Raw genomic sequence first — 17,158 nt, 5'->3', positions numbered from 1 at the left:
CGCGACGGACGCGCATGGCCCAACGCCGCGCGTCCGCTACCAGCGTTTACAGGGGATTTTTCGTGCGCCTTCCATCTTTGTTTCTCGCGGCGTCGATCGCCGCGCTTGCCGCTGCGTCGGCTTCCGCCCAGACCAACGCCGACACACGACGCCAGGACTTGCTGCGCCAACGCGCCGCGATCGATGCCGAATTGCAGCGCCTCGATGCCCCCGCTCCCGCAGCGGAACGTCAGCCGACCCAGTCAAATATCGCAGCAACGTCGACCGACGACATCATCGTCACCGGGCGCGCGTTGACGCTGACGACCAAGGTCGCGGGGCAGACCGACACCACCATCACCAACGCCGCGTTCCGCAATACGCCCGCCACGACCATCGCCGACATCGTCAAACTCTCCCCCGGCGTCACCGTCATCGGCGGCAATGGCCCACGCGATGTGGGTGTCTCGATCCGCGGCTCGAACGCGCGCAACAGCTTCGGCGCGCGCAACATCCAGGTGTTTGAGGATGATTTTCCCGTCACCCAGCCCGACGGCCTTGCCCGGTTCGATCTGACCGACCCGCATGCTTATGGCGCGGTCGATGTCGTGCGTGGCCCGTCCTCGGCGCGCTATGGCAATTATGCCGTCGAAGGGGCGATCAACTTCCGCACGCGGCGTGGACGCGACCTGCAAGGCGTCGAGGCCGGAGTCGATGGCGGCAGCTATGGCTATCTCAACACCTACGCCACGCTCGGCCATGCCGGACCGGGCTATGAATATGCGGTGTTCGGCAGCTTCGCCCGCGCCGATGGTGCGACCGGCCATACCGGCTATCAGACCGGCACGATCAACGCTCTGGCGACCTTTGCCCTATCGGACCGCGACCGCGTCACCGGCAAGGTGATTTACAATGAAGGCGAGTTCCGCCTGTCCACGCGGCTGTCCTTCAACCAATATCTCGCCAATCCGTACCAGCAGGGGTGCGATCTGACGGCGAGCGCTGCGGCGGGCTGCGGCACGATCTCGGTGTTGGCGAATGGCGTCAACGGCACGCGCATCGCCCAGACGGCGAGCGAGGGCGATCTCGCGCGCAACGACCGCCGGACCATTGTCGGTGCGCGCTATGAGCATGACTTTTCCGCTGGCACGACCTGGCGCACGCAAGCGACCTTCGACAGCCGCGTGGTATTTCAGCCGACCAGCGCAACCCCGTTTCGCGGCACGCTCAACAGTTACAATCTGAGCTCTGACGTCACCGCGCACAGTCAGATATTGGGCATGGATGCGCTGAGCTTTATCGGGATCTTCTACAACTATCTCGACGGGCAGAATTACTCGTTCAACAAGACGCCTGCGGGCCGCAATGGCATTGGCGCGCCGACCCAGACGGTGTTCGGCGGTGTACGCAATATGGGGGTTCGCGCCCGCGAGGAATTGGGGCTGACGCAGGACCTGCAGCTGATTCTTGGCATTGGCTATGAGCATTCGAAGATCGACATGCGCCAGACGAACTACGCCTACCCTGTCGGTGCCAATCCGACGCTGACCAATATCCCGGCGATCCGCGATTTCGACAATGTCGCGCCCGAGGCGTCGCTGGTATGGCAGGCCGTGCCCGCAGTGCGGCTGCACGCCCGTGTCGGTACGGCCTACGGTATTCCGCAGTCAGGCCAGCTTTTCGTCACGACGGCAGGCGTCGCCGGCAACAATATGGACCTCAAGACGCAGACCAGCACCGGCGTGGATGTCGGCGCGGAGCTGACGCTTGGCGACACCCTCAAGGCCGAAGTGACGGGTTATTATGAGTGGTTCCGCAACGAGCAGGTTAGCCAGTCGGCGGGGGTGAACCTGTTGTCCTTCACTACCAACGTGCCGCGCTCGATCCATCGCGGCGTGGAAGTCGGCGTCAACTGGAAGCCCCTGCCCGCGCTCCTGCCCGGCGGCTATGTCCAGGCGACCTACAGCTATAACGACCAACGCTATACCCGCTATGTCGAGCGGCTGACCTCGGGGGCGGTGTCGGCCGCCTTCGACCGCGCCGACAACCGCATTCCGGGCGTGATCCCGACCTTCGCCAACGGGCGATTGGGCTATGACCAGCCGCACGGTGCCTTCGCCGGGTTGGGCGGCTTTGCCGAGGTGACCTACCGCTCGCGCTATTTCATCGACAATGCCAATTTGCTGCGCATTCCGGGCTACACGCTGGTCAATCTCAACCTGCATTACGATCCGCCCGCTGCAGCAGGCTGGTGGTCGCGTTTGTCCTTTTACGCATCGGTGCAGAATTTGGCCGACAAGACCTATGTGGGTTCGGCGTCGATCATCTCGGACAGTCTGGGCGCTGCGGGTGCACAAAACCCCGCCTCGGTGCTGATGGGCACCACCGGATCCTTGTACGCGGGCCAGCCGCGCACCGTCTATGTCGGCCTGAAGGGCCGGTTCTGAGGAGGATGTGATGGCCAACCCCGCCCGCCCGCAACTCAGCTATAACGCCGTCTGGCGCTGGCATTTCTATGCCGGTGTGTTCTGCGTGCCTTTCGTGATCTGGCTGGCGCTGACCGGCACGATCTATCTGTGGAAACCGCAGATCGAGGCATGGCTCGACCAGCCCTATTCGCACCTGCCCACCACCGGGCCGACGGCGTCGCCCGATGCGCAGGTCGCCGCAGCCTTGCGCGCGGTGCCGGGATCGACGCTGCACAAATATGTGCTGCCCGAGCGCCCGGACGAGGCGGTGCGCATCCTCGTCACCAAGGATCGTCAGGACCAACGCGTCTATGTCGATCCGCGTTCGCTCGCTGTCCTCAGCGTCGTCAGCGAGGAGCAGCGGCCGATGCGGCTGATCTTCCATCTGCACGGCGAATTACTGGCGGGTGCGTTTGGCAGTTACATGGTGGAGATCGCCGCCTGTTGGACGGTCGTAATGCTGCTGACGGGCTTGTATCTGTGGTGGCCGCGCGGGCGATCGGGTTTGGCGGGGGTGCTGTATCCCCGCCTGGCGGGCGGACGTCGGGTGTTCTGGCGCGATCTTCACGCCGTCTCGGGCATTTGGGTATCGCTGTTCGCCCTCGCGCTGATCCTCACCGGGCTGCCCTGGGCCAAGGGTTGGGGCAACTATCTCACCGAAATCCGACAACTTACCGGCACCGCGCGCGGGCCGGTCGACTGGACGATCGGCGGCAAGCCACCGCAGGCCGAAGCGATGTCGGGAGACCATGCCGGACATGGCGGCATGGCGATGCCGCGCGCGCCAATCGTGTCGGGCGAACTCGCGCGCGTCATCGGAGTGGTGCGACCGCTCGCGGTGGCTCCTCCGGTGCTGATCTCGCCGCCGATGCGTCCGGGCGACCCCTGGACGGCAGCGTCCGACGCGGCGAACCGACCATTACGTAGCACGGTAAAGATTGACGGTCGCACGGGCACCGTCATCAGTCGCGAAGGCTTTGCGCAGCGCCACTGGATCGATCAAACGATCGGCTACGGTGTTGCAGGGCACGAGGGCGCGCTGTTCGGCCTAGCAAATCAGCTACTTGGCACCATTACCGCGCTGTTGCTGGTGGTGCTGGCGGTGTCGGGCGTGGTGATGTGGTGGCGACGACGGCATGTTGGCCTGGGCGCGCCGATCGCGCTGTCCCGCCCGCGCCTTGGGGCGGGACTGGCCATCGCCATCCTCGCCCTGGCCTTATACCTGCCCTTGTTCGGCCTGACCCTTATAGCCGTGCTGGTTGCCGAAAGGGTTGTGGGGCGATGGATGCCCGGCCCCGCCATCTGGCTTGGACTGCGGGCAAGCCTAGCCCCGCGCTAACGCAGTCTCCAGGGCCGGGATAAATGGCAAATCGGCCGGGGGCATCTCCAGCCCCCGCAGGTCGGCGGGGGCGTGCCACGCGATCGCCGTCGCGTCGAGCGCCTGCGGCTCGCCTGTCCAAACCCGACACACGTAGAGCAAGAGCAGCAAATGCCGGTCGGCAAGCGGTGCGCTGGCGAAGGTCAGCGGCGCGAGCGCGGTCGGCGCGACCACGACGCCCAGTTCCTCCTCCAGCTCGCGCACCAACGCCGCCTCGGGCGTTTCACCGGCTTCCACCTTGCCGCCGGGAAACTCCCACAAGCCCGCCAATGCTTTTCCCGGTGGTCGGCGCTGCACAAGCACCCGCCCCGCACCGTCCACCAAGGCGGCGGCCACGACCAGCATCACGAGCGCCGCTCCGATGTAATGAGATTGTTAGGCATATCGTAACCCACCTGTTTTAGAGATCGGGAACCAGCAGCTGTTTCGGTGGCCTCGAACTCCTATGATCCTCGACACGCTGAAAAAGCTCCTGGGAGATCGCCGCGGTGCCACAGCCGTCGAATATGGTCTTATTGTCGCGCTGATCGTGATTGCGATGGTCACCGCGCTAACCCAGCTCGCCAATTCCACCACCACCATGTGGGGCAACGTCAGCACCAAGGTCTCGGCGGCCACCGCTGGCGTTTAGAGTCGCCCGCCCGACAAAGTTCCGTCGGGCTTAAACCTTTTTCAACTCTGCCTCCCTAGACTCGGCAGCGTTGGTCCGGTTTTTCCGGCCCGACCGGGTACTGAAGCTTTCACCAACGGAGACCGGAATCATGAAGACCATCCGCAATTTCATCAAGAATTCCAAGGGCGCGACCGCCATCGAATACGGCCTGATCGCAGCACTCATTGCCGTCGCCGCGATCGCCGCGATGCAGGGTCTGGGCACGCAACTGAACAAGACCTTCACCAACGTCACGACCAACATGAAGGCTTCGTAAGACTCTTACGAACTCCTCTAATATGCCAGGGCGGCGGAACTACGGTTCCGTCGCCCTTTCATTTGCCTCACGACCGAATATCAACCCTGGCGGCCGCGATCGCGCCCGCGTTAAAGTCGGCCCATCGCCAGAAATTTTGCACGTCGGGACCGGCGCAGCTCGGCGGGGCTCTGGCCATCAAGGTTCGACAAGGCCGCGTCGATCGCATTGCCCAGCGCCGCGATGGCCGCGCCCGGGTTGCGTTGCGCACCGCCCAACGGCTCGGGCACGATCGTATCGATGACCCCGAGACCCTTCAGGTCCTGCGCAGTGACTTTCATCGCCTCGGCGGCATCGGCGGCTTTGTCCGCCGTGCGCCACAGGATCGACGCACAGCCTTCGGGCGAAATTACCGAATAGACGGCGTGTTCGAACATCAACACCGTATTGCCAGCCGCCAGCGCGATTGCGCCGCCCGAGCCACCCTCGCCCACCACCGCCGCCACCATCGGCACGCCAAGCGACAGGCACATTTCGGTAGACCGCGCGATCGCTTCGGCCTGGCCACGTTCCTCGGCCTGCACACCCGGAAACGCGCCCGAGGTATCGACCAAAGTTACCACCGGCAGGCCGAAACGGTCGGCCAATTGCATCAGGCGAATCGCCTTGCGATAGCCCTCGGGCTTGCCCATGCCGAAATTGTGGCGCAGCCGACTGGCGGTATCGTCGCCCTTTTCATGGCCGATCACCAGTACGCGCCGCCCGCGCAGGGTAGCAAAACCGCCGAGGATCGCCTGGTCGTCGCCAAACGCACGGTCGCCCGCCAGCGGCAGGAAATCCTGAAATAGCCCCGCTACATAATGTTTGAAGTGCGGACGTTCGCCGTGGCGCGCGACCTGGGTCTTCTGCCAGGGCGTCAATTTGGCATAGGTGTCGCGCAGCAACTTGTCGGACTTCGCCTGCAGCCGCGCGACCTCCGCGTCGATGTCGACCGTGCCTTCGGCTGCGGTCTCGCGCAATTCGTCGATCCGCGCTTGCAGCTCGGCGATCGGTTTTTCGAAATCGAGGAAAGTTGCCATAAGTCGGGCCGGTTAAGCCCCGCGCTTCCTTGCGTCAACGCGTGCCGTAGCTTCGGCGAGCGGATGACGCGCATTGACCAGCTCGATCAGGCGGCTGGCATCGACATGCGTATAGATTTCGGTGGTCGCAATATCGGCATGGCCGAGCATCGCCTGCAGCGCGCGGAGATCGGCTCCGCCCGCCAGCAAATGCGTGGCAAAGGCATGGCGCAGCACGTGCGGGCTGACGCGATCGGGCGGAATCCCGGCCTCCGCCGCCAGTGCTTTCAGGATCTGGTAGAGGCGAATGCGGCTCAAATGCCCCTTGCCGGAAGGGAACAGCCACACGCTGTCCTCGGGCACGTGCAGCCGCCAGACCGCAACGGCTGCGCGCGCGCGATCCGACAGCGGCACCAGCCGCTCCTTGTCGCCCTTGCCGCGCAGGATCAGATAAGGCCGGTCGGGCGCAATAGCGCGGCGCGAGAGCGATACCAATTCGGTCGCGCGCAGCCCCGATCCGTACAATAGCTCGACCAACGCCGCCATGCGCAGGTCGTTGGGGTCGGCGGGGACGCGCGCGATCCGCTCGGCGATCGTGGCGAACAGGCGGTCGATATCGGCATGGTCGAGCACCTTGGGCAAACCGCGCGATGCACCCGGACGCGGCAAGGCACCGCCGGGATCATCCGCCCGCAACCCCTCATCCGCCAGAAACGCGAAAAAACGCCGCAGCGCCGCCGATTTGCGCGCTACGCTCGCCTTGGACAGGGCGAGCCATTCGCCACCCAGCCGGGCAAGGTCGTCAGGCGTGGCGCTGCTCAGCCGCCCGCCAAGCACCTCCGATGCGAGCGCCAGATCGCTGCGATAGGCGGCGATCGTGTTCTTTGCCGCCCCGGCTTCCGCCGCCAGCATCTCGAGAAAGCGATCGATCAACGCGCGATCCTCGCGCGGCGAATCGGGCGCGCTGGGGCGCTCGGTCAAAGCCGCGAGATCGCCTCGACGGCGATCATCCGCGCCTCGCCCGACATGCCGACCGCGTGCAGTGCGGCCGTGATGTGATAGATCGCCTCGGGCGAGACCCCATGCCACTGCCGCGTCTGCATACCGATCGCCGCGAGCAGCACCACCGTGCCGGGCTCATGATCGCGCGCCGCCTTGGCGATCGAGCGCGTCCAGCTATTCTCCTGCGTTATTCGCAACCCCAGCCCTTGCGCGCCACGCTCGACTTCGGCACCCGACATCCGCCCTAGCCCCGCCATTGCGGCAAAGAACATCCGGCGCTTCAACCCCTCGGCATCGTTCGCCCCGGAATAGGCGCTGACGTCGCCATAATTCAGCGAGGGCATTGCCGGATCGACCAGCGTCAGCATCGCCCAGGCATTGCTGCCGCGTCCCGCTTTATCACGCCAGCGCAGTGCCGGAACATCCAGCCCGGCGCTCAGCATCGCGGCGACCAGTCGATCGATATCGGGCTGCTCCAGTGTCGTCGGAATGCGCGCGGCAGCCCCGGCAGTCAGCACCAGCCGGGCATAGCGGCCTTCGGCGGTCTTGGGTTCATCCCACAACCGCACCAGCGCATCGGCGCGCGCCTTGGCGTCCGGCCCCTCATAGGCCGCGCGCAGATCGCGCGCGATCCCGACCTCGGCACCCGTCTGATCGTCTCCCGCATCGATCGCGCTATAGAGATCGACCAGCGCCGCGCTCGACAGAATGCCACGCGCTGCGGCCAGCTCGGCCACGGCGGCGCGCACCCGCGGGTCCAGCGTCGGGGACAAAGCCCGCCAGCCCTGCACGGCAGGCGATGCGGTTGCCAGCAGCGACTCGGGGATCTCGACCCCGGTGGCAGTGGCCATGCCGTATCGCCAGGCGGTCAGGTGATCGACGCTGTCCCACTCGATCGTCACCGCCTGGCGTCCGCTTTGACCGGCACCCGCGACCTTTTGCGCCAGCAAAAAGTCGACGCCACCGGCAATTCCGGCCTTTCGCGCCTGCGCCAGCAACGGTTGCGCCCGCGCGGGCGTGCCAGACAGCCCCGCGCAAATCGCCCGCGCCATGATCCAGCCGCGTTCCTGGCCAAGCTCCGCCCCGGCCTCGGCCGCCGGGCATAACGCTGCCGCGTCTCCCGTCGCCAGCGCGGCCTGCATCGCCGCCTCGAACATCTTGGGCGTATAATCCTCGGTATCGACGGCTTGTGCCATCGCCCGCGCGGCCACGGATTCGCCCATACGCGTCAGCAACCACGATCGTTCCGCCGCGAAATCCGCACCGTTCACGCCGCGCGGGGTATCGACCCGCGCCATCAGCGCGCGGCGCAGCGCAATCGACACCCAGCGCGACGCGACCGGGGTGTTCAACCGTTGCATCAGCACTTCAAGGAAGCGGCCGTCGGCGCGGCCAAAGGCGTTCGGCCCCATCGCGCCCTCAGGCGGACCCGCGACACCGACGCGCGCCAGCGACCGGCGCGCGAACGATGGCATGTCGGCGCGCACGAAGGCGGCAAAGTCGGTCGGCGCGGGAGGCGTGGCGGCGGGGCTCGGCACAGTCGTCGGGGTCGCGTCGGGCGCTGAAAACCCTGCCGACGCGGCCGCTGGAGTCTGTGCGAGCGGCGGTGTAGCCGCTTGGCTCGGTTGCGCGGGGGCCTGCTGGACCGGCTTGGGCCGCGCCGCCGCCGGAGAAGGCGCGGGCGTAGGATCGCCAAAGCCGGGCGGCAGGATCGATTCGGGGCGTTGCTGCCCCAGCGCCGGTATTGCCAGCACCGCCGCGAGAGCGGTGCCGACGCGCAGCGCGATGGTCAGCTTGCGCGCGGTCGCGCCGGACACACCGCTACTTTTGGAGATTCGCAAGCGGGACGGCCTTTTCGACATGCTTCAGCGGCTTTTCGCGCGCGATCGAGGAGAGTCCGAACAGGACACCCACCAATACGACCACGATGACGAGGAGGATTACGAGCGAGCGGGACATGGGCCAAGACCTGTAACAGAACAATTTGGGCTGCGCCCGCAAGGCCTTTTGCCCGAGACGCCCGTGCGCTGTATAGCCCTCGCTTCGATGTTGCAAAGCCCAGCCCCCACCCCACCCCAATCGCCGAAATGGACCGGCCAGCCCATAGTGCTGGTTGGCCTGATGGGCGCTGGCAAATCCACCGTTGGGCGCCGCCTGGCGATTCGGCTTGGCTTGCCCTTTGTCGATGCCGATACCGAGATCGAAACGGCCGCGGGGATGTCGATCCCCGATATTTTCGATCGCTTCGGCGAGGCCTATTTTCGCGACGGCGAACGCCGCGTGATCGCGCGGCTGATGGAGGGCGAACGGCGCGTGATCGCCACCGGCGGCGGCGCGTTCGTGGACCCGCAGACGCGCGCCGCGATCCTCGAGCGGGGTTTTGCGGTGTGGCTCGATGCCAAGCCCTCAGTGCTGGTCGAGCGCGTCTCGCGCCGCGACACGCGCCCACTGCTGCGCGGGCGCGATCCGCTTGCCGTGCTCGAAGAACTGGCGCGCGTCCGCAACCCGTTCTACGCGACCGCGCATCTCCGCGTCTCCAGCCACCGCGCGCCGCACGACGCGACTGTCAACGCCATTCTGAAGGCCCTCAACCAACCATGACGACCATTCCCGTTTCGCTGGGCGCGCGCAGTTACGATGTGGTGATCGAGGCCGGGCTGCTTGCCCGCGCCGCCGACTGGCTCGCGCCGCTGTCGCGCGGGCGGCGGATGGCGATCGTCACCGATGAGAACGTCCTGCCGCATTTGGCGACCGTGCAGGCCGCGCTGACTGCGGCAGGCGTAGCCAGCGAGGCGATCGTGCTGCCGCCGGGCGAATCGACCAAGAGCTGGGCGATGCTGGAGCAGCTGACCGACCGCTTGCTCGATCTTGGCGTGGAACGCGGCGACCATGTCGTGGCGCTGGGCGGCGGGGTGATTGGCGACCTTGTCGGTTTTGCGTGCAGTATCCTGAAGCGCGGTTGCGGCTTCGTGCAGATCCCGACGACGTTGCTCGCGCAAGTCGATTCGTCGGTGGGTGGCAAAACCGCGATCAATTCCAAGGCCGGCAAGAATCTGATCGGCGCTTTCCATCAGCCGGCGTTGGTGCTGATCGACCCCAATGTGCTCGACACACTGCCGGAGCGCCATGTCCGCGCGGGCTATGCCGAGGTCGTGAAATACGGCCTGATCGACGATCCCGACTTCTTCGCCTGGTGCGAAACCCATGCCACCGCGCTGATCGCGGGTGATGCCGACGCGCGGCTCTACGCCATCGCCCACTCGGTCGCCGCCAAGGCGCGGATCGTTGCCGAGGACGAACGCGAGACGACTGGCGCGCGGGCGCTGCTCAACCTCGGCCACACCTTCGGGCATGCGCTGGAAGCCGAAGCGGGCTTTTCCGACCGGCTGCTCCACGGCGAAGGCGTCGCGGCCGGAATGGTGCTCGCCTTCGGCTATTCGGCGGCGCGCGGGCTTGCTCCACAAATCGATGCCGATCGCGTTGCCGCGCACCTCCGCGCGATCGGGCTGCCCGATGGCGCGGCGGCGGCGGGCATCACCGCCGATGGCGAAACACTGGTCGCGCACATGCTGCACGACAAGAAAATGGACGCGGGCACGCTGCCTTTCCTGCTCGCACGCGGGATTGGCGGCACTTTCCTCGACAAATCGGTCGATCTGGCGGACGTGCGCGCATTTCTGGATCGAGCGGCCTAAGTGCCGAACGGCGTCGCCAAGGCCGACCTGCCTGAAAAGATCTGCCCGGTCTGTCAGCGCCCGTTTGCATGGCGGAAAAAGTGGGCGCGCGATTGGGACAGCGTCGTTTACTGCTCCGAACGCTGTAAGCGCACGCGGATCAGCGCCGCTTGAGCAAGGCCAGGCCGCCAAGGCTCAGCACGCCCGCCGCCACCAGATAGGCCCCGACCAGCCCCAGCCCACCCCGCGCGGCCAGGGCCTGCGCCGCGATCGGGGCAAGCGCGCCACCCAGGATTCCGCCGAGATTGAAGGTGATCGACACCCCGGTATAGCGTACCCCGGCGTCGAACAACGACGGCAGCCAGCCGCCGAGCGGGCCATAGGCAAAGCCCATCGCGAACAGCGACAGCGCCAGCCACGCGAACACCACCCACAAGGACGCAGACCCCAGCATCGTTCCCATCAGCAAGCCCGAGGCGACGCAGCCGACAAACCCCCAGCGCAGCATTGCGGTCGCACCGAACCGGTCGGCCAAGGTGCAGGAGACGATCACGCCCGCAGCCAGGAACAGGATCGCACCGAGTTCCAGCCCCAGAAACGCCTGCCGCCCATGGCCAAGCGCGGTAGTGCCGTAGCTGAGCGCAAACGCCGTCGTCAGATAGAAGAGCGCAAAACAGGCAACCACGCCGACCGTGCCCGCCACCGTCGCGCGCAGATGCAGGCGGAACAGCTCGGCGATCGGGACTTTGGGCAAGGCATCGTGCGCAGCGGCTTCGCGGAAGGCAGGCGTCTCGGTCAGCTTCAAGCGCACCCACAGACCAAGCAGCACCAGCACCGCGCTCGCCAGAAACGGCACCCGCCAGCCCCAATCACGGAACTGTTGGTCGGTCAGCGTCGCGCCCAGCAGCAGGAAGAAACCATTGGCGGCGATGAACCCAACCGGCGCGCCGAGCGGCGGAAACATCCCCCAGCGATTTTCCTGGCCCTTGGGCGCATTCTCGACCGCCAGCAGCGACGCCCCGCCCCATTCGCCGCCGAGCCCGAGCCCCTGCCCAAAGCGCAACAGGCACAAGAGCGACGGGGCGACCCAGCCGATTTGCGCATAAGTCGGAAGGAAGGCGATCGCGACGGTCGAGCCGCCCATCAGCATCAGCGAGGCGACCAGCGTCGACTTGCGCCCCAAACGGTCGCCGAAATGCCCAAACACCGCCGCCCCCAGCGGCCGGGCGAAGAAGGCGAGGCCGAAGCTCGCGTAAGAGGCCAGCAGCCGAACCGCCGGATCCTGCGCTGGGAAGAAAAGCGGGCCGAACACCAAGGCGGCGGCGGTCGCGTAAATATAGAAATCGTAGAATTCGACCGAGGTGCCGATCAGGCTGGCGAGCAGGATGCGGCGGGTCGAGGCGCTGGTCATCCGCCGTCCCTATCGCGCCTGTCGGGTATTGTCGAAGGGATGCATAGGGCGCTCGTCACCCCGGCCTCGTGCCGGGGTCCACCGGGATATGAGACGATCGATGGCAGAATACGCTTCGCAGTGGATGCCGGGACAAGCCTGTCCCGAGCTACGTCGAGGGGCCCGGCATGACGGGAGAGGCGCTGCGCTCCGCCAACGCGTCCGTCACGCCACCGGACGCGGCACGCGCTTGCCCTTGGTCCGGCTGGTCAAGTGAAACGCGCCGCAGCGATCACACCGATAGGGGCGCAGCACGAGACCGCTCGCCTGCGCCCGCAAAAGTGCCTCGTTTTCAGTGCTGAACTGCACCTTCCTGCGACAAAAACTCAGCTTGGTGCGCGCCACGCACGTGCTCCTCGTGTCAGCGTCACGCCGCGCGCGCAGCCACCCACGCCAGCCACAACCACCCGCCGATCAACAACACGCCCCCGATCGGCGTGATCGCGCCGAGCCAGCGGGGCGCACCCAGCGCCATCAGATACAGCGTCGCGGCGAACAGCGCGCCGCCGCTGAGGAACAGCCAGGCTGGTGCGCGTGCCTCCATCCGCCATGCCACCAACGCCACGACGGCATGGATCAACTGGTAATGTGCGCCTGTTTTGAGCCATTCAGCCGCCTGGCCGCTAGCCCCATGCGCGCCAAACGCCCCCGCGCCGACGGCTATTGCGCCCGAAAGCGCCGCGAACAGCCCGATCCAGTTCATCCTGCCTGCTCCTCGCTCAGCCCGGCGCGTTGATCTTGCGTAATCATGATGCCACGCGCCGCGCGAATGTCGCCCGCCTCGGACTGCACGCGCAGACGTTCCTTGTCGTTGCGGCGATAAATGTCCTCGGTACGATCGATCTCGGCATGGTCCACGCCGATGCTCTCAAGCGCCATGCGCCCCATCTTCACCGCCGATTCGAGCACTTCGCGCACGACGCCATCGACCGGGGCGCCCTTCAGCTTGATCACCGCGCGACGATCGAACGCGCGCACGTAGATTGACGCTTTGGGAAAGGCGTTGTGGACCCCGGTAACGAGATCGGGCGAAATCTGGTCGCCATCCATGCAGAACAGGATCAACTCCGCCTCGCCCGCACCCGCCTGACGCAGCAAATCCAGCCGCGTTCCGTCACCATAATAGACCTTGGCCCCGAAATCGCTGGCGACATCGATCATCTCGATATCGGTGTCGATCAGCGTCACCGGCACGCCTTGCGCGATCAGCATTTGCGCCACCGTCTGGCCGAAGCGACCATAGCCGACGATCAGCGCATTGGCCCCGTCGGCCTTTGGGCCGTCACGCTCGCCCGCGACGACCGGCTCTTCGCGGATGCGCTTGGTAATCATCATCAGGAACGGCGTCGTCGCCATCGACAGCGTGACGATCGCGCCGAACAGGCTCGCCGCCTCGGGCGCGATCAGGAAGGCACGCTGCGCCTGGGCGAACAGCACGAAGCCGAACTCGCCACCCTGGCTGAGCAGCAGCCCGAGCGCGAGCGCGGCGCGCCACTTCATGCGAAAGGCCATACCGATGCCGAAGATGATCACCGCCTTGGTCGCGATCAGCGCGAGCGCCATGCCGATCACGAAGAACGGCCGCTCGGCGATCGCGTGCAAATCGAGCATCATGCCGACCGCGAGGAAAAACAGGCCGAGCAGGATGGAGCGGAACGGCTCGACATCGGCCTCCAGCTCATGCCGATACGGGCTGTCCGCCAGCATCACGCCCGCGACGAATGCGCCCAGTGCTGTCGACAGACCAAGCGCCTCCATGATCGCCGCCGCGGCCACCACCGTGAACAACGCGGCGAACACGAACATCTCGCGCTCCCCCAGATTACCGATGATGCGGAACAGCGGGCGCAGCAGGAAGCGCCCGGCGAGCACCAGCCCGGCCACGGCGAGCACGGTCGACAGGAACAATTGCCAGCCCGGCGGGCCATGCGCGTCCGCCGGATTGCGCGACAGCACCGTCACCAGCGTGATCAGCGGCACGATCGACAAATCCTGGAACAGCAGGATCGAAAAGGCGCGCTCGCCAAAGGGCGTGCGCAGGCGCCCCGCCGATTGCAGCATCGGCAACACCTGCGCGGTCGAGGAAAGTGCGAGCGGCAACCCTAGCACCAACGCCGCCGACCAGGAGAAATGCACCGCCGCGACGAGGCCGGTGACCGCCAGCCCGCACAGTACCACCTGCAATAGCCCGAGCCCGAAGATTTCCTTCTTGAGCGCCCACAATCGCGATGGATTGAGTTCCAGCCCGACGATGAACAACAGCAGCGTGATGCCGAGTTCGGCCACGCCGATCTTGGATTCGGCATTGCCGACCAGATGCAGCACTTGCGGCCCGACGACCGCGCCCGCGACGAGATAGCCGAGCGTCGCGCCGAGGCCGAAACGGCGGAAGATCAGGACGAAAACGAGCGCAAAGCCACCGAGGATGACGCCATCGAGCAGCAGCGATTCGTTCATGCCGGTGCCTTTGCGGCGGCAGCGGCGGCGGCTTCGGCGGCCGCTTCGAAGGCTAGTCGGATCGACGCGTGCCGCGCGCTGTGCGGCAGTGCAGGCGTGAACAATTCGAAGCCGGGCCAGTCGGGCAACGGCCCCTGCCCCGCGAGCCAGGCGGCCAGCGCATCGCGCGCAGCGGCGATCTCAGCGGCGGATTTGCCGATCACCGCCGCGCCCATCAGCGACGACGAGGCCTGACCCAGCGCACAGGCGCGCACCAGCAGACCGAGGTCGGATACGCGCCCCTCAGCATCGACATTGATATCCACCGTCACGCGGCTGCCGCAGATCGGCGAGCGTTTTTCCGAGGTCGCCATTGGACTTGGCAAGCGCTGATGATGCGGAATGGTGGCGGCGAGCCGCAGGATTTCGGTGTTGTAGAGCGGCGCGTTCATGCAGCGGATGTAGGGCATGCCGGGGGATTCGTCACCCCGGCGATGGGATGTTCTGCGCCGCTTTGCGCGGCCAGGGACCGAGAAATCGCTACTCGCCCGCGCGATCGGAGTCGGCGACGTTCGCGCCATGCCCGAACACCGGCTCGCCCTTGCGGCGGCGATCGACGAAATCGGCGATGCTGGCGCTGGTGCTGTTGAGGAGGGGATAGACCTTGGCCGAGGTCAGCCATTCGGGGCGATGCGCCGGGCCGCCGCTGACGGTGTCGGTCATCAGCACCACCAGCAGGAAAGCCAGGCTCGCGAGGATCAAGCCCTTGAGCGCGCCAAAGCCGAAGCCGAGCGCGCGATCGACCGGCCCCAGCACCGAATCGCGGGTACGGGCACCGATCGCCCGCGCAACCATGCGCCCGCCATAATAAGTGCCGCCCGCCAGAATCGCGAAGGCGAGCACCGCCGCGCCCGTCGTCGTGCCGACCACGCCGGTCAGCGCATGAGTCAGCGGCACATGGAACAGCTTGATCGCAAACACGATTCCGACCCAGGCGAACAGCGACAGCACTTCGGTGACGAAGCCGCGCGTGATGCCGAGCGTGGCGGCACCACCAACGGCGAGCAGGACCAATATGTCGAGGGCGGTAAGATGCATGGCGCGCGTCTTACAAGCGTGGGACGGTGGAAGTCGAGTGGGTGCGGGCGTGCTGGGGGTTACGGGGTTTGGGGGAGTGCTTTCCTCAACCCGCTCGTTTCGAGCGTAGTCGAGAAACAGCCACAAGCGCTGTGCCAGGTTTCTCGACTACGCTCGAAACGAACGGACGGAGAGCTACGGACAGCGAGCTACGGATAGGGAGAGGATGCGACCAAGAGTCATCACGCTCCACCAGTGGAAGATTTGCGGGAGGGCGCAACGCCACCCTCACCGCCCCAGCATATGCTCCACGAAGCTGGCCAGCGTGCCGAAGCCGCTCAGCTTCAGGCCGCTTTTGTCGTCGGTAACCGCCGCCGGCAGCAGCGCGCGCTCGAAGCCCAATTTGCCCGCCTCCTTCAAGCGCAGCGGGCCATGCGCGACCGGGCGGATTTCGCCGGACAGGGCCAGTTCGCCGAACACCACCGCATCGGCGGGCACCGGGCGTTCCGACAGCGCCGAGATCAACGCCGCCGCCACCGCCAGATCGGCGGCCGGGTCCTGCACGCGGTAGCCGCCCGCAATGTTGAGATAGACTTCGCTTGAGGAGAAACTGAGCCCGCAGCGTGCCTCCAGCACCGCCAGCACCATGGCGAGGCGCCCGCTGTCCCAGCCGACCACCGCGCGCCGGGGCGTGGCCCCGCTCGCCAGGCGCACGACCAGCGCCTGGATTTCGACCAGCACGGGTCGTGTGCCTTCCAGCGCCGGGAACACCGTGGTGCCGGTCATGCCTTCCTCGCGTTGCGTGAGGAACAAGGCGCTGGGGTTGGACACTTCGGCCAGCCCTTCCGCCACCATCGCGAACACGCCGATTTCATCGGTGCCGCCAAAGCGGTTCTTGATCGCGCGCAGGATGCGATATTGGTGGCTGCGTTCGCCTTCAAAGCTCAGCACGGTATCGACCATATGTTCGAGCACGCGCGGGCCGGCGATGCTGCCATCCTTGGTGACATGGCCGACCAGCACCACCGCCGTGCCGCGTTCCTTGGCGAAGCGGATCAATTCCTGCGCCGAGGCGCGCACCTGGCTGACGGTGCCCGGCGCGCCCTCGATCAAATCGCTATGCATCGTCTGGATCGAATCGATCACCAGCAAGGCAGGTGGCGTCGCCTGGCCGAGCGTGGTGAGAATGTCACGCGTCGAGGACGCCGCCGCCAGCATCACCGGCGCATGGCCGAGCCCGAGCCGCCGCGCGCGCAAACGCACCTGATCGGCCGCTTCCTCGCCCGAGACATAGGCGACTGGCAGCCCGGCCAGCGCCATCTTCGCGGCCGCTTGCAGGAGCAAGGTGGATTTGCCGATGCCGGGATCGCCGCCGATCAGCGTCGCCGATCCTTCGACGAACCCGCCGCCGAGCGCGCGATCAAGCTCGGCAATGCCGGTGGCGAGCCGATCGGGTAGCGTGATCTCGGCATCGAGGCTGACGAGCTGAAACGCGCGCCCGCCGCCCTGCAGATTATGCTTCGCCTGGAACGGCGTGACGGTAGCGGGAGCTTCCTCGACCAGCGTGTTCCATTCCCCGCAATCGGCGCATTGCCCCTGCCAGCGGTGCGACACCGATCCGCAGGCCTGACAGACATAGCGCTTTTGGAGTTTTGCCATAAGCAGCGATGTAGCAACACCGGAACGAGAGGGGAACAAATTTCGTTGTGGGTCGTGTCGTCCACCCGC

At 66.2% G+C, this 17,158-nt stretch carries 19 protein-coding genes; 7 read left to right on the top strand and 12 right to left on the bottom strand.

The features are described from left to right. Window positions 1-62: 62 nt before the first annotated feature. Both EJC47_RS17745 and EJC47_RS17740 read left to right on the top strand, forming a co-directional pair. Entirely contained in the window at window positions 63-2,426 is a 2,364-nt protein-coding gene (locus tag EJC47_RS17745) for a TonB-dependent receptor family protein (RefSeq protein ID WP_260591646.1), read from the top strand. 10 nt (window positions 2,427-2,436) lie between these two features. After that, window positions 2,437-3,786: a PepSY-associated TM helix domain-containing protein gene (locus tag EJC47_RS17740; RefSeq protein ID WP_126849136.1), complete on the top strand. Its 1,350-nt coding sequence runs from the start codon at window positions 2,437-2,439 to the stop codon at window positions 3,784-3,786. On the opposite strand, the gene EJC47_RS17735 is transcribed toward EJC47_RS17740, so the two are convergent. Continuing rightward, entirely contained in the window at window positions 3,772-4,170 is a 399-nt protein-coding gene (locus tag EJC47_RS17735; protein WP_126849144.1) for a (deoxy)nucleoside triphosphate pyrophosphohydrolase, read from the bottom strand. The two genes, EJC47_RS17740 and EJC47_RS17735, sit on opposite strands and share 15 nt — an antisense overlap. Before the next feature lie 100 nt (window positions 4,171-4,270). Here EJC47_RS17735 and EJC47_RS17730 point away from each other — a divergent pair, with 100 nt between their 5' ends. Then, window positions 4,271-4,456 (top strand): Flp family type IVb pilin, encoded by a 186-nt coding sequence (locus tag EJC47_RS17730; protein WP_033963935.1) that lies wholly within the window; start codon window positions 4,271-4,273, stop codon window positions 4,454-4,456. Between the two features lie 130 nt (window positions 4,457-4,586). Beyond that, window positions 4,587-4,754, top strand: a complete 168-nt coding sequence (locus tag EJC47_RS17725) for a Flp family type IVb pilin (protein WP_010403444.1) — start codon at window positions 4,587-4,589, stop codon at window positions 4,752-4,754. 110 nt (window positions 4,755-4,864) lie between these two features. Here EJC47_RS17725 and EJC47_RS17720 read toward each other — a convergent pair whose 3' ends face one another. From EJC47_RS17720 to EJC47_RS21090, 4 genes are read right to left on the bottom strand one after another with little or no spacing between them, the layout of a single operon-like run. Beyond that, on the bottom strand, window positions 4,865-5,812 hold the full coding sequence (locus EJC47_RS17720) for an acetyl-CoA carboxylase carboxyltransferase subunit alpha (protein WP_033963936.1): 948 nt from the start codon (window positions 5,810-5,812) through the stop codon (window positions 4,865-4,867). 12 nt (window positions 5,813-5,824) lie between these two features. Continuing rightward, window positions 5,825-6,772: a tyrosine-type recombinase/integrase gene (locus EJC47_RS17715; protein ID WP_126849135.1), complete on the bottom strand. Its 948-nt coding sequence runs from the start codon at window positions 6,770-6,772 to the stop codon at window positions 5,825-5,827. Beyond that, window positions 6,769-8,634, bottom strand: a complete 1,866-nt coding sequence (locus EJC47_RS17710) for a hypothetical protein (RefSeq protein ID WP_260591645.1) — start codon at window positions 8,632-8,634, stop codon at window positions 6,769-6,771. The genes EJC47_RS17715 and EJC47_RS17710 overlap by 4 nt, the downstream gene beginning before the upstream one ends. Next, window positions 8,615-8,752 (bottom strand): hypothetical protein, encoded by a 138-nt coding sequence (locus EJC47_RS21090; protein ID WP_171010473.1) that lies wholly within the window; start codon window positions 8,750-8,752, stop codon window positions 8,615-8,617. Before EJC47_RS21090 ends, EJC47_RS17710 begins: the two co-directional genes overlap by 20 nt. 87 nt (window positions 8,753-8,839) lie before the next feature. Between EJC47_RS21090 and EJC47_RS17705 the strand changes: the two genes are divergently transcribed. The 3 genes from EJC47_RS17705 to EJC47_RS17695 are packed head-to-tail and all read left to right on the top strand — an operon-like array spanning window position 8,840 to window position 10,641. Next, window positions 8,840-9,394, top strand: a complete 555-nt coding sequence (locus EJC47_RS17705) for a shikimate kinase (protein WP_126849143.1) — start codon at window positions 8,840-8,842, stop codon at window positions 9,392-9,394. Further along, window positions 9,391-10,488: a 3-dehydroquinate synthase gene (gene aroB, locus EJC47_RS17700; RefSeq protein ID WP_126849133.1), complete on the top strand. Its 1,098-nt coding sequence runs from the start codon at window positions 9,391-9,393 to the stop codon at window positions 10,486-10,488. The genes EJC47_RS17705 and aroB overlap by 4 nt, the downstream gene beginning before the upstream one ends. After that, window positions 10,489-10,641, top strand: a complete 153-nt coding sequence (locus tag EJC47_RS17695; protein ID WP_126849132.1) for a DUF2256 domain-containing protein — start codon at window positions 10,489-10,491, stop codon at window positions 10,639-10,641. Here the strand turns inward: EJC47_RS17695 and EJC47_RS17690 are convergent. From EJC47_RS17690 to radA, 7 genes are all read right to left on the bottom strand, one after another. Further along, on the bottom strand, window positions 10,628-11,878 hold the full coding sequence (locus EJC47_RS17690; RefSeq protein WP_126849131.1) for an MFS transporter: 1,251 nt from the start codon (window positions 11,876-11,878) through the stop codon (window positions 10,628-10,630). The two genes, EJC47_RS17695 and EJC47_RS17690, sit on opposite strands and share 14 nt — an antisense overlap. A gap of 204 nt (window positions 11,879-12,082) precedes the next feature. Then, a complete protein-coding gene (locus EJC47_RS17685; RefSeq protein WP_126849130.1) occupies window positions 12,083-12,262 on the bottom strand; it encodes a hypothetical protein in 180 nt (59 codons plus the stop codon). Between the two features lie 22 nt (window positions 12,263-12,284). After that, entirely contained in the window at window positions 12,285-12,620 is a 336-nt protein-coding gene (locus EJC47_RS17680) for a DUF423 domain-containing protein (protein ID WP_126849129.1), read from the bottom strand. Then, window positions 12,617-14,374, bottom strand: coding sequence for a cation:proton antiporter domain-containing protein (locus EJC47_RS17675; protein WP_126849128.1), 1,758 nt, complete (start codon window positions 14,372-14,374; stop codon window positions 12,617-12,619). Before EJC47_RS17675 ends, EJC47_RS17680 begins: the two co-directional genes overlap by 4 nt. Beyond that, the gene (locus EJC47_RS17670) at window positions 14,371-14,805 is read right to left on the bottom strand and encodes an iron-sulfur cluster assembly scaffold protein (protein WP_033963975.1); all 435 of its coding nucleotides are present in this window, start codon (window positions 14,803-14,805) and stop codon (window positions 14,371-14,373) included. The genes EJC47_RS17675 and EJC47_RS17670 overlap by 4 nt, the downstream gene beginning before the upstream one ends. 88 nt (window positions 14,806-14,893) lie before the next feature. After that, window positions 14,894-15,451: a CvpA family protein gene (locus EJC47_RS17665; RefSeq protein ID WP_033963942.1), complete on the bottom strand. Its 558-nt coding sequence runs from the start codon at window positions 15,449-15,451 to the stop codon at window positions 14,894-14,896. A gap of 267 nt (window positions 15,452-15,718) precedes the next feature. Further along, a complete protein-coding gene (radA, locus tag EJC47_RS17660; RefSeq protein ID WP_033963944.1) occupies window positions 15,719-17,089 on the bottom strand; it encodes a DNA repair protein RadA in 1,371 nt (456 codons plus the stop codon). Between the last annotated feature and the right edge of the window lie 69 nt (window positions 17,090-17,158).

It is taken from the genome of Sphingomonas sp. TF3 (assembly GCF_003985085.1).
Taxonomy (GTDB): Bacteria; Pseudomonadota; Alphaproteobacteria; order Sphingomonadales; family Sphingomonadaceae; genus Sphingomonas.
The sequence above is the reverse complement of the archived record's forward strand: the minus strand, read 5'-3'. Positions and strand labels throughout refer to the sequence as shown.

Bases quoted from the DNA above. Each gene is read 5' to 3' on its own strand.
- EJC47_RS17740 (WP_126849136.1), top strand. From the start codon at position 2,437: ATGGCCAACCCCGCCCGCCCGCAACTCAGCTATAACGCCGTCTGGCGC.
- EJC47_RS17735 (WP_126849144.1), bottom strand. From the start codon at position 4,170: ATGCTGGTCGTGGCCGCCGCCTTGGTGGACGGTGCGGGGCGGGTGCTT.
- EJC47_RS17730 (WP_033963935.1), top strand. From the start codon at position 4,271: ATGATCCTCGACACGCTGAAAAAGCTCCTGGGAGATCGCCGCGGTGCC.
- EJC47_RS17725 (WP_010403444.1), top strand. From the start codon at position 4,587: ATGAAGACCATCCGCAATTTCATCAAGAATTCCAAGGGCGCGACCGCC.
- EJC47_RS17720 (WP_033963936.1), bottom strand. From the start codon at position 5,812: ATGGCAACTTTCCTCGATTTCGAAAAACCGATCGCCGAGCTGCAAGCG.
- EJC47_RS21090 (WP_171010473.1), bottom strand. From the start codon at position 8,752: ATGTCCCGCTCGCTCGTAATCCTCCTCGTCATCGTGGTCGTATTGGTG.
- EJC47_RS17705 (WP_126849143.1), top strand. From the start codon at position 8,840: ATGTTGCAAAGCCCAGCCCCCACCCCACCCCAATCGCCGAAATGGACC.
- aroB (WP_126849133.1), top strand. From the start codon at position 9,391: ATGACGACCATTCCCGTTTCGCTGGGCGCGCGCAGTTACGATGTGGTG.
- EJC47_RS17690 (WP_126849131.1), bottom strand. From the start codon at position 11,878: ATGACCAGCGCCTCGACCCGCCGCATCCTGCTCGCCAGCCTGATCGGC.
- EJC47_RS17680 (WP_126849129.1), bottom strand. From the start codon at position 12,620: ATGAACTGGATCGGGCTGTTCGCGGCGCTTTCGGGCGCAATAGCCGTC.
- EJC47_RS17675 (WP_126849128.1), bottom strand. From the start codon at position 14,374: ATGAACGAATCGCTGCTGCTCGATGGCGTCATCCTCGGTGGCTTTGCG.
- EJC47_RS17670 (WP_033963975.1), bottom strand. From the start codon at position 14,805: ATGAACGCGCCGCTCTACAACACCGAAATCCTGCGGCTCGCCGCCACC.
- EJC47_RS17665 (WP_033963942.1), bottom strand. From the start codon at position 15,451: ATGCATCTTACCGCCCTCGACATATTGGTCCTGCTCGCCGTTGGTGGT.
- radA (WP_033963944.1), bottom strand. From the start codon at position 17,089: ATGGCAAAACTCCAAAAGCGCTATGTCTGTCAGGCCTGCGGATCGGTG.